This is a genomic window from Intrasporangium sp. (assembly GCF_036566125.1).
Taxonomy (GTDB): Bacteria; Actinomycetota; Actinomycetes; order Actinomycetales; family Dermatophilaceae; genus Intrasporangium.
The window spans coordinates 1-11,567 of sequence record NZ_DATCWX010000311.1 but is presented as its reverse complement, the minus strand read 5'-3'; the positions used below and the strand labels follow the sequence as shown (position 1 = coordinate 11,567).

Genomic DNA, 11,567 nt, shown 5'->3' with positions numbered 1-11,567 from the left:
GGTGGAGCGTCGGGGCCCGGTTCAACAGCACCGGGTGCTCCTTGATAACGTCCTCGAGGACGTCCCACACCTGCGGGCGGCGCCGCTCGACCATCCGCTTGGCGGTCTTGATGTTCTGCGCCAGCTCGAGGTCGACGAGGCGCTTCATCACGAACGGCTTGAACAGCTCGAGCGCCATCTGCTTGGGCAGGCCGCACTGGTGCAGCTTGAGCTGCGGGCCGACGACGATGACCGAACGGCCCGAGTAGTCGACACGCTTGCCGAGCAGGTTCTGGCGGAAGCGGCCCTGCTTGCCCTTGAGCATGTCGGACAGCGACTTCAGCGGACGGTTGCCGGGGCCCGTGACGGGGCGACCGCGACGGCCGTTGTCAAACAGCGAGTCAACGGCCTCCTGGAGCATCCGCTTCTCGTTGTTGACGATGATCTCGGGGGCGCCGAGGTCGAGCAGGCGCTTGAGGCGGTTGTTCCGGTTGATGACGCGACGGTAGAGGTCGTTCAGGTCCGAGGTCGCGAAGCGGCCACCGTCGAGCTGCACCATCGGGCGCAGGTCCGGCGGGATGACCGGGATCGCGTCGAGGACCATGCCGCTCGGCCGGTTCGTCGTCGTCTGGAAAGCGGAGACGACCTTGAGCCGCTTGATGGCGCGGGTCTTCTTCTGGCCCTTGCCGGTCGCGATGATCTCCTGGAGCGAGTCGGCCTCGGCGTCGAGGTCGAAGGACTCGAGCCGCTTCTGGATCGCCGCAGCGCCCATGCCGCCCTCGAAGTAGAGGCCGAAGCGGTCACGCATCTCGCGGTAGAGGATCTCGTCGCCCTCGAGGTCCTGGACCTTGAGGTTCTTGAACCGGTCCCAGACCTGCTCGAGCCGCTCGACCTGCTGGTCGGCGCGGCGCCGGATGGCGTTCATCTCGCGCTCGGCGGAGTCGCGGACCTTCCGCTTGGCGTCGGCCTTGGCCCCCTCGGCCTCGAGCGCGGCGATGTCCTGCTCGAGCTTCTGGGCGCGGGCCTCGACGTCGGCGTCGCGGCGGTTCTCGATCTCCTTCTTCTCGACCTGGATCTGCGCCTCGAGCGAGGGCAGGTCGGCGTGCCGCTGCTCCTCGTCGACGTGCGTGATCATGTAGGCCGCGAAGTAGATGACCTTCTCGAGGTCCTTCGGGGCCAGGTCGAGCAGGTACCCGAGGCGCGACGGGACGCCCTTGAAGTACCAGATGTGGGTGACGGGCGCGGCGAGCTCGATGTGGCCCATCCGCTCGCGGCGCACCTTGGCGCGGGTGACCTCGACGCCACAGCGCTCACAGATGATGCCCTTGAAGCGGACCCGCTTGTACTTGCCGCAGTTGCACTCCCAGTCCCGGGTGGGGCCGAAGATGCGCTCGCAGAAGAGGCCCTCCTTCTCCGGCTTGAGGGTGCGGTAGTTGATGGTCTCGGGCTTCTTGACCTCGCCGTGGCTCCACTGGCGGATGTCCTCCGCGGTAGCGAGGCCAATGCGCAGCTCGTCGAAGAAGTTGACGTCGAGCACGTGGTTCCTTCTCTCGTAACTCTCGTTAAGTCTTTTGGTCTGAGTGGGTGTCAAAGACTTCGGTCACGTATGCCGCTGAGCTGGCTCAGCGGCATACGTGCCGCAGTCGCGTGGGGCCTTTCAGACCTCTTCAACGCTGGACGGCTCGCGCCGGCTCAGGTCGATGCCGAGCTCCTCCGCTGCACGGAAGACCTCTTCATCGGACTCCTTCATCTCGATGGTCGTGCCCTCGGAGTTCAGGACCTCGACGTTGAGACACAGGGACTGCATCTCCTTGAGGAGGACCTTGAACGACTCCGGGATGCCCGAGTCGGGGATGTTCTCGCCCTTGACGATCGCCTCGTAGACCTTGACCCGCCCAGGGACGTCGTCCGACTTGATCGTCAGCAGCTCCTGGAGCGTGTAGGCCGCGCCGTACGCCTCGAGCGCCCAGACCTCCATCTCACCGAAGCGCTGGCCACCGAACTGGGCCTTACCGCCGAGCGGCTGCTGGGTGATCATCGAGTAGGGACCCGTCGAGCGAGCGTGGATCTTGTCGTCGACGAGGTGGTGCAGCTTGAGGATGTACATGTAGCCGACCGCGACCGGCTCCGGGAACGGCTCGCCGGAGCGACCGTCGAACAGGCGGGTCTTGCCCGTGCCGTCGACGAGTCGCACGCCGTCGCGCGTCGGGTGGGTCGAGTCGAGCAGGCCCATGACGACGTCCTCGGACGCACCGTCGAAGACGGGGGTCGCGATCCGGGTGCCGGCCGGGGCTTGGTGCGCGTCGGCCGGGAGCTCCTTCGCCCACGCGGGCTTGCCCTCGACCTCCCAGCCGCGGCTCGCAGCCCAGCCGAGGTGCAGCTCGAGGATCTGACCGAGGTTCATCCGTCGCGGCACGCCGTGCGGGTTGAGGATGACGTCGACCGGCGTGCCGTCCTCGAGGAACGGCATGTCCTCGACCGGCAGGATCTTGCTGATGACGCCCTTGTTGCCGTGCCGGCCGGCGAGCTTGTCACCATCGGTGATCTTGCGCTTGTTCGCGACGTAGACGCGGACGAGCTGGTTGACCCCCGGCGGGAGGTCGTCGCCCATGTCGGCGCGGAACTCCTTGACGCCGATGACCGTGCCGGTCTCGCCGTGCGGGACCTTGAGGGACGTGTCGCGGACCTCGCGCGCCTTCTCGCCGAAGATCGCGCGGAGCAGCCGCTCCTCCGGCGTCAGCTCGGTCTCACCCTTGGGCGTGACCTTGCCGACGAGGAGGTCGCCGTCGCGGACCTCGGCGCCGACGCGGATGATGCCGCGCTCGTCGAGGTCGGCGAGGACGTCCTCGGAGACGTTCGGGATGTCCCGCGTGATCTCCTCCGGGCCGAGCTTGGTGTCCCGGGCGTCGACCTCGTGCTCCTCGATGTGGATCGAGGACAGGACGTCGTCCTGGACGAGCCGCTGGGACAGGATGATCGCGTCCTCGTAGTTGTGGCCCTCCCACGACATGAACGCGACGAGCAGGTTGCGCCCGAGCGCCATCTCGCCGCCGTCGGTCGCGGGACCGTCGGCGATGACCGCACCGGCCTCGAGACGCTGCCCCTCGTCGACGCGGACCACCTGGTTGTAGCTCGTGCCCTGGTTGGACCGGTCGAACTTGGCGACCCGGTAGGTCTGGTACGTGCCGTCGTCGTTGGCGATGGTGACCAGGTCGGCGGACACCTCCTGCACGACACCGGCCTTGTCGGCCCGGACGACGTCGCCCGAGTCGAGCGCGGCGCGGAACTCCATGCCGGTTCCGACGAGCGGGGCTTCGCTCTTGACGAGCGGGACCGCCTGACGCTGCATGTTGGCGCCCATGAGGGCCCGGTTGGCGTCGTCGTGCTCGAGGAAGGGGATCATCGCCGTCGCGGCCGACACCATCTGGCGCGGCGAGACGTCCATGTAGTCGACGTCGTCACCGGGGATGAGCTCGACCTCGCCGCCCTTGGTCCGGACGAGGACCCGGTCGTCGACGAAGCGGCCCTTGTCGTCCACGGCGGCGTTGGCCTGGGCGACGACGAACTTGTCCTCCTCGTCGGCCGACAGGTAATGCACCTCGTCGGTCACGACCCCGCCCGTCACCTTGCGGTACGGCGTCTCGATGAAGCCGAACGCGTTGATCCGCCCGAAACTCGCGAGCGAGCCGATGAGACCGATGTTCGGGCCTTCCGGCGTCTCGATCGGGCACATCCGGCCGTAGTGCGAGTGGTGGACGTCGCGGACCTCCATCTGGGCGCGGTCACGGGAGATACCGCCCGGGCCGAGCGCGTTGAGGCGACGCTTGTGGGTCAGACCCGCGAGCGGGTTGTTCTGGTCCATGAACTGCGACAGCTGGCTCGTGCCGAAGAACTCCTTGATGGAGGCGACGACGGGCCGGATGTTGATCAGCGTCTGCGGCGTGATGGCCTCGACGTCCTGCGTCGTCATGCGCTCGCGGACGACGCGCTCCATGCGGGACAGGCCGGTGCGGACCTGGTTCTGGATCAGCTCGCCGACCGACCGGATGCGACGGTTGCCGAAGTGGTCGATGTCGTCGACCTCGACGGGCACGTCGATCTCGGCGCCGCCCTTGACGCCCTTCATCGACGTCTGGCCGTCGTGGAGGTTGACGATGAACTTGATGGTCGCGACGATGTCGTCGACCGACAGGGTCGAGTCGTTGATCGAGCCGTCGAGGCCGAGCTTCTTGTTCACCTTGTAGCGACCGACCTTGGCCAGGTCGTAGCGCTTCGAGTTGAAGTAGAGGTTGTCGAGGAGGGTCTGCGCGGCCTCCTTCGTCGGGGGCTCACCCGGGCGCAGCTTGCGGTAGATGTCGAGCAGCGCGTCGTCCTGGCCCTGGGTGTGGTCCTTCTCGAGCGTCAGGCGCATCGACTCGAAGTCGCCGAACTCCTCGAGGATCTGGGCCTCGGTCCAGCCGAGGGCCTTGAGCAGCACCGTGACGGACTGCTTGCGCTTGCGGTCGACGCGGACGCCGACCATGTCGCGCTTGTCGATCTCGAACTCGAGCCAGGCGCCACGGCTGGGGATGATCTTGGCCGTGTAGATGTCCTTGTCGGACGTCTTGTCGGGCGTGCGCTCGAAGTACACGCCGGGGCTGCGGACGAGCTGCGAGACGACGACACGCTCGGTGCCGTTGATGATGAAGGTGCCGCGCTCGGTCATGAGCGGGAAGTCACCCATGAACACCGTCTGGCTCTTGATCTCACCCGTCTGGGCGTTCATGAACTCGGCGGTGACGAAGAGGGGCGCGTCGTAGGTCTGGTCGCGCTCCTTGCACGACTCGATCGACTTGCGGGTCTCCTCGAAGCGGTGATCGCGGAACGACAGCGACATGGAGCCGCTGAAGTCCTCGATCGGGGAGATCTCCTCGAAGATCTCCTCGAGGCCGGAACGGTCAGGGACATCGGTGCGGCCCTCGGCCTTGGCCGCGGCGACGCGAGCCTGCCAGCGCTCGTTGCCGAGCAGCCAGTCGAAGCTCTCCGTCTGAAGGGCCAGGAGGTCGGGGACCTCGAGGGGTTCGCGAATCTTCGCGAAGGACAGACGCCCGGAGGGAGTCTGTGCGGTGGACATGTTCGTCGCAGTACGCGCGGCAGCCAAGGAGGGTCCTTCCACGGGCCTTTTCGTGTTCTTCATGCGCACTGTGCATGGCTCCGCGCACGGGACTCAGCGGCGTGATCCGTGCGGGCGGCACGGCGACGGACGCGACTGAGGGGACGTGTTGAGCGGGCATGGGCAGCGCAAAGGCCTAGCCTACCGTGAAAGGACAGGAGTGTCCAGCCGGGTCAAGAGGCGAAGATCGAAGACCTCAACACCTCCCGGACCGGGAGTCCCTCGAAGGAACGCGACGAATATGGACCCGTACGCGCGCCACGTCAAGCCTTTCCCGCCAGTAGGAGTGTCGCGCCGCCCAGAACGGTCCTTCGTGCCACTCGACGAGACCGTGTCGTATGCCGCTGAGCCGGCTCCCAGGGGCCCCTCGCCAAGTGCCCCTTCCCTTCCACCACAACTTCGGCCCGGCGAGGTTGTGGCGTCAGATGGCGGGCTGCTGCTGCGTGATGCAGTGGACCCCTCCGCCCCGGTCGAACAGCGGCCGGGCGTCGACGCCGACCACGCGCCGGCCGGGGTAGGCGTCGGAAAGCACCCCCAGCGCCCGATCATCCTGCGGATCGTCGAACGTGCAGGCGATGACGGCGTCGTTCACGACGAGGTGGTTGAGGTAGGACCAGTCGACCGGGCCGCCGTCGTCGGCCAGGGTCTTCGGGGCCGGCACGCCAACGACGTCGAACCGCTCGCCTCGCGCATCGCGCACGTCAGACAGCAGCTGGCGCAGCTCCCTCGAGACGGCGTGGTCGGGATGGGCGGGATCCTCCTGGTCGTGCAACAGGATCACCCCGGGGGACGGGATGGTCGCCACGATGTCGACGTGTCCCCGGGTGCCGAACTCGTCGTAGTCCCGGGTCAGTCCCCTCGGCAGCCAGATCGCGTGCGTCGCCCCGATGGTCCGGGCGAGCTCCGCCTCCACGTCCGCCTTGGTCAGGGACGGGTTGCGCCCTGGGTCGAGCTGCACTGTCTCGGTGAGGAGCACGGTCCCGAGGCCGTCGACGTGGATGCCGCCGCCTTCGTTGACCAGCGGCGAGGGGATGAGCTCGGCGGGCGTCTGCGCCGCAACGAACGCGCCGATCCTCGAGTCGTGCTCCCACGACGCCCATGACTGAGCGCCCCACCCGTTGAAGACCCAGTCGACCGCGCCGAGCCGTCCGTCGTCGCCCAGGACGAAGGTCGGTCCGATGTCTCTCATCCACGCGTCGTCGAGTGCCGCGGGGACCAGCTCGACGTCGGGGTGGAGGTACCGCTTCGCGACGGCCTCGTCAGCCGGCACGACCACCATCCGGACCGGTTCGAACTCGACCACGGCGTTCGCCACCGCGGCCCAGGTGTGGCGCGCCTTCCCCACCTCCTCATCGGTGTCACCGAGCGTGTAGCCCTGGCTCGGCCAGGCCATCCACGTGCACTCGTGCGGAGCGGTTTCCGACGGCATCGTCCAGACGGTCACGGCACGCCCCTCACACGCTGCGCTGGTGCTCGGCGCGAATCGGCTCGACGAGCGCCCCGTAGGAGTCGGGCCGCCGCGTCGACAGGAACGGGAAGAGGTCCAGCCAGTCCTGCCGCTGCGCCAGGTCGAGGTCGGCGACCAGCACGGCCGCCTCGTCGCGGGGGGCCTGGACGAGGATCCGCCCGTAGGGGTCCGAGATGAACGACGACCCGTAGAAGGTGATCAGGCCCTCGGTCCCGTACCGGTTCGGGACGACCATGAACAGGCCGTTCGCGATGCCGTTGCCGACGATGACCTGCTGCCACAGGGGCTGGGTGTCGAACTCCGGATGATCGGGCTCGGAGCCGATCGCCGTGGGGTAGCACAGCAGCTGCGCTCCCTCGAGGGAGTAGAGCCGGGCGACCTCCGGGAACCACTCGTCCCAGCACGTGGGCAGACCGACCCGCACGTCCGGCTCGCGAAGGTCCACCACCGGATAGGCGTCCTCCGCCGGCCCCGGCCGGAAGTACTTGTCCTCGTAGTAGCCCGCCGTCACGGGGATGTGGGTCTTGCGTGTCCGCGCCACGATCTCGCCGGAGGGGGCGACGATGACCGCTGTGTTGAAACCGAGCCCGTCCCCCTGGTCGGCGCGTTCGTACAGGGAGGCGTGCACGTGGACGCCGTGGTCCCGGGCCGCGTCACGGGCGAAGGTCACCGTCCGGCCGGTTTCGAGGTCTTCGGCGATGTCGCTGGGGGTCCCCTCCGGCACCGTGTCGGCCGGGTAGCGCGAGAGGGTCAGCTCTGGGAGGAAGACGACCTTGGCCCCTGCCTCGGCCGCCGTCCGGATCCCGTCGCGGAGCGTCTCCACGAGGGCAGCCGGGTCATCGATCCAAGCGTGCTGGACGAGCGCGACGCGGACGGGTGGGTTCGCCGGCTCGGCGACTCGGGCGAGGGACTCAGGGACAGCGGTGGCCTGGATGAGCTTCACGCACGGCAGTATGGCCCACCCGCGCCGCGACATGGCCATGGGGACAGCTCCGGTCCTCGCCGTTCACCTGATGCCCGCGGCCGCAGAGACGACGGCGGTCGTGACCGCGTCGAGGGCTTCGGAGCCGACCCGCCAGACCTGCCAGTGGAGGGTCACCTCGGCCGTCCAGGTGGGGTCGAGCAGGACGAGGTCATCGCCCGGATCCTGCAGGTCAGGGACCATGCCCCAGCCCACCCCTGCCCGCACCGCGGCGACGAACTGCGTGGAGTCCGGGACGAACGTCTGTGGCAGTGGCTGGGTGATCCCGAGCCGCTCGGCCAGTCCGATCTGCATGCGGTCCTTCCGGTCGAACTGGACGACCGGGGCCGCGGCCAGGGCGACGCGGTCGACACCGTCGCTGAACCAGCGGCGGACGAACGACCGCGCCGCCCTGGCCCGGTAGGTCATGGCGCCGAGGCGCCTGGCGGAGCATCCCTGGACGGGGCGTGGCTCGGTCGTCACCGCGGCCATGACGTCGCCGGAGCGCAGCAGGTCTGCGGTCACGTGCTCGTCGTCCCGACGGACCTCGAGCTCGACCTCGCCGGCCGTACCGATCGTCGTCACCGCGTCCGCGAACCAGGTCGCGATCGAGTCGGCATTGACGACGATGGGGACGCGGATCCGGCCGCGCTCCGACAGGTCGGGGGCGCGCAGCTGCCGCATCGCCTCGTCGGCGACGTGCAGCAGCTGTCTGGCCTGCCGGAGGAGAGCGAGTCCCCTCTCGGTGGGCCGTACCGGCTTCGTCCGCTGCACGAGGACCGCCCCGGCGGCGGTCTCGAGCGACTTGATGCGCTGGCTGATCGCCGACGGCGTCACGTGGAGGGCGCGGGCGGCTGCGTCGAACGTCCCGTGGTCGACCACGGCGACGAAGGCCCGGACTTGGTCGAGATCCATGAAGTGATGCTAATGATGCTTCAGAAACCTTCGCTGGTCTCAGGACCGCCGCGTCGCCTAGCGTCGCCGTGTGACCGCCCTCTCCCCCGCACTCGCCGGCTTCGGCACAGGGGCCAGCCTCATCGTCGCCATCGGCGCGCAGAACGCGTTCGTCCTGCGGACCGGGCTTGCCCGACGGTGGGTGCTACCGGTCGTGCTCGTGTGCCTGATCTCGGACGCGGTGCTCATCCTTGCGGGCGTCGCCGGCATCGGCGCGGTCACAGCCCGCGCACCGTGGGCGCTCGAGGCGGTCCGGTGGCTCGGCGTCGTGTTTCTCGTCGGCTATGCCGCCCTCGCATTACGGCGCGCAGCCAGGCCCTCCGCCCTCGCCGCGGACGGCGCGGCCGAGCGTTCACCCCGTCGGGCCGTTCTCGGCGCGGTCGGGCTGACGTGGCTCAACCCGCACGTCTACCTCGACACGATGGTCCTCATCGGTTCGCTCGCCGTCGCCTACGGAGATCCCGGTCGATGGTCGTTCGGAGCCGGCGCGATGCTCGCGAGCGCCATCTGGTTCCCGCTCATCGGCTTCGGGGCGGCGCGTCTCGGCAGGTTCCTCACCAGGCCCGCGGCCTGGCGGGTCGTCGACGCCGTCATCGCGGTCCAGCTCGTCGTCCTTGCCGTCGCCCTGGCCCGCCCGACCGCCCTCTGAGCCTCAACCCCGGTCGAGCTCGATCTCGTCGAGTCCCTGGCCGACGCGAATGCGCACGGCCCGGACGTCAGCAGTCGCCTTATGGTCGCCGAAACGGGCGAAGACCTCGTTGAGCCGCGCGAAGGTCTCCGCCGTGGGCTCGGGAGCCTCCCCGTCGGCGTTGCCCGTGAGGCCGGTGACCCGGTGGCCCTCCCCGAGGCTGAAGGTCGCTGACAGCTGGTCCACGGGCTTCCCGCGCCGCTCCTCGATCCCGCGCCGCAGGATGGTCGACGCCTCACGCGCCACGTCCGCCCCGGGCCCCGCGTCCACCTCCCGCCCGTTCGTCTCCGGCGAACCCTCCGGACCCGGCCGCTGCGACGCGCTCGGCCGCCGCTCTACGTGGCCCTCCGACAGGAACCCCGCTCCCGCGAACTCGACCTTCGCGAAGTCGATGCGCTCGTCGCGCGCGAGGGAGTTGTCGATGACGTAGGCGATGTGGACCGGCAGGTCGGCCATCCCCGGCTGGAGCTGCTGCCCCACGAAGCGGGCGCACACGACGAGCGCATGAACGCGAACCATCGGCCGGCCCTTGCGGTCGGGGATGCGCTGCTCCGGATCGACCCGCTCCATGTCGAAGCCGTCGACGCCCTCCGTCGGGTAGAAGTGCAACGGTCGCCGCAACAGCATGAGCGAGTAGTCGGGCCGGTCCGGCCCCGGCAACAGTCGGTACAGCTCGCCGTTGACCGGCAGCTGCCAGGAGAGCTCCTCGGGGGCACCGTCGAAGCGGGCGATGTGCACGAGCGGCCCGTACTTGCCGACCTGCGCTGGTGGAGTCGCGGCGACTGCTGGTGAATCCATGCCCGCAAACCTACCGGCGCCCGCTGCCCGCGTGGCGACTGCGCGCGCACGCTCCGCGCCTGCGAGCGGAAGCCGGCACAGCGGCATACGGCCAATGCGGTTACCGTGGCCACGTGACGTCCGCACGGGATCTCGCCTCCCTCGCAACGGCCCTCTCCGAGGGCGCCCTGACGACAAACCCGGCGACCGTCGAGAACTATCGACGCGACTGGACGCAGTCAGAAGCAGCCGGTATGCCGCTGGGCCTGGTGCGCGCCCAACGCGCGGACGACGTCGTGGCAACGTTGCGATGGGCGTCGGCGCACGCGGTGCCGGTCGTGCCCCGGGGAGCGGGCAGTGGCCTCTCCGGCGGGTCGTGCGCGGTGGACGGGTGCGTCGTCCTGTCGATGGAGCGGATGCGCGCGATCGAGATCGATCCGGCGACGCGGACGGCCACCGTCGAGCCGGGCGCCTTCAACGCCGACGTCAAGCAGGCCGCCGCCGAGCACGGGCTGTGGTATCCACCCGACCCGTCATCCTTCGAGATCTGCTCCATCGGCGGCAACGTCGCGACCAACGCGGGTGGGCTGTGTTGTGTCAAGTACGGCGTGACGACCGACTACGTCCTCGGGCTCGACGTGGTGCTCGCGGACGGCACGCTCCTGCGCCTCGGTGGCCACCGGATCAAGGACGTCGCCGGGCTGCCGCTCCTCAAGCTGTTCGTCGGCAGCGAGGGCACGCTCGGCGTCGTCACCCGGGCCATCCTGCGCCTGCTCCCGGCACGCCCTCCGGCAGCGACGCTGGTCGCGTTCTTCCCCACCGTGGCGGCCTCCGCCCGCGCCGTCGTCGAGATCGGCAGGCAGGTGCGGCCGTCAATGCTCGAGCTCATGGACAACGCCTCGATCAACGCGGTCGAGGACTACCAGGCGATGGGGCTCGACCGCGGCGCCGGTGCGCTCCTGCTCGCCCAGTCCGACGCACCAGGTGCCGCGCGCGCCGAGGAGATCGAGGTGATCCGGGCCGCATGTGAGGAGCAGGGCGCCGTGGAGTGCCTCGTCACCGACGACCCGGCCGAGGGAGAGCTGTTCGCGGCGGCCCGGCGGGCGGCCTTCCCCGCGATCGAGAAGCTCGGCTCCCTCATGCTCGAGGACGTCGGCGTGCCGATCCCGCTCCTGCCGGAGCTGCTGGCGGGCATCGACACGATCGCCGAGGCCAACGACGTGCAGATCCCGGTTGTGGCCCACGCCGGCGACGGCAACACCCACCCGATCATCGTCTATCCCCGCGGCGACGAGGCTGCGAAGGAGCGTGCCAGCATCGCCTTCAGCGAGGTGATGCACCTGGCGATCCGGCTCGGCGGGACGATCACGGGCGAGCACGGTGTCGGCCGGCTCAAGCGCGCCGCCTTGGAGGACCAGCTGGGGCCGGACGTCATGGCCCTGACCCGGCGCATCAAGCACGCCCTCGACCCGCAGGGCATCCTCAACCCCGGCGCCGCCATCTGAGCCGTCCCCGGTTCGACACACGGGCGCCCACCCCACACCCCCGGCGCAACACACCCGCTTGTCGACCGGTCAGGGCGGCTGCA

General features: G+C 69.3%; 7 protein-coding genes and 1 pseudogene. 2 read left to right on the top strand and 6 right to left on the bottom strand.

The window, feature by feature from the left end; all coding sequences use genetic code 11:
* From VIR15_RS18870 to VIR15_RS18850, 5 genes and pseudogenes are all read right to left on the bottom strand, one after another.
* A pseudogene (locus VIR15_RS18870) lies at positions 1-1,516 on the bottom strand (DNA-directed RNA polymerase subunit beta'); the annotation flags it as partial.
* 120 nt (positions 1,517-1,636) lie between these two features.
* Complete coding sequence (rpoB, locus tag VIR15_RS18865) at positions 1,637-5,119, bottom strand: DNA-directed RNA polymerase subunit beta (RefSeq protein ID WP_414654983.1); 3,483 nt, start codon at positions 5,117-5,119, stop codon at positions 1,637-1,639.
* 433 nt (positions 5,120-5,552) lie between these two features.
* Entirely contained in the window at positions 5,553-6,575 is a 1,023-nt protein-coding gene (locus tag VIR15_RS18860; RefSeq protein ID WP_331930589.1) for an agmatine deiminase family protein, read from the bottom strand.
* A gap of 10 nt (positions 6,576-6,585) precedes the next feature.
* A complete protein-coding gene (locus VIR15_RS18855; protein ID WP_331930587.1) occupies positions 6,586-7,542 on the bottom strand; it encodes a nitrilase-related carbon-nitrogen hydrolase in 957 nt (318 codons plus the stop codon).
* Between the two features lie 63 nt (positions 7,543-7,605).
* Positions 7,606-8,475: a LysR family transcriptional regulator ArgP gene (locus VIR15_RS18850; RefSeq protein WP_331930585.1), complete on the bottom strand. Its 870-nt coding sequence runs from the start codon at positions 8,473-8,475 to the stop codon at positions 7,606-7,608.
* 70 nt (positions 8,476-8,545) lie between these two features.
* Between VIR15_RS18850 and VIR15_RS18845 the strand changes: the two genes are divergently transcribed.
* Entirely contained in the window at positions 8,546-9,163 is a 618-nt protein-coding gene (locus VIR15_RS18845) for a LysE/ArgO family amino acid transporter (protein ID WP_331930583.1), read from the top strand.
* Between the two features lie 3 nt (positions 9,164-9,166).
* On the opposite strand, the gene VIR15_RS18840 is transcribed toward VIR15_RS18845, so the two are convergent.
* On the bottom strand, positions 9,167-10,000 hold the full coding sequence (locus VIR15_RS18840) for a hypothetical protein (protein WP_331930581.1): 834 nt from the start codon (positions 9,998-10,000) through the stop codon (positions 9,167-9,169).
* Positions 10,001-10,113: 113 nt separating this feature from the next.
* Between VIR15_RS18840 and VIR15_RS18835 the strand changes: the two genes are divergently transcribed.
* Positions 10,114-11,484 carry an FAD-binding oxidoreductase gene (locus VIR15_RS18835; RefSeq protein ID WP_331930579.1) on the top strand — a complete coding sequence of 457 codons (1,371 nt, stop codon included), beginning with the start codon at positions 10,114-10,116 and terminating at the stop codon, positions 11,482-11,484.
* The last annotated feature ends 83 nt before the right edge of the window (positions 11,485-11,567 follow it).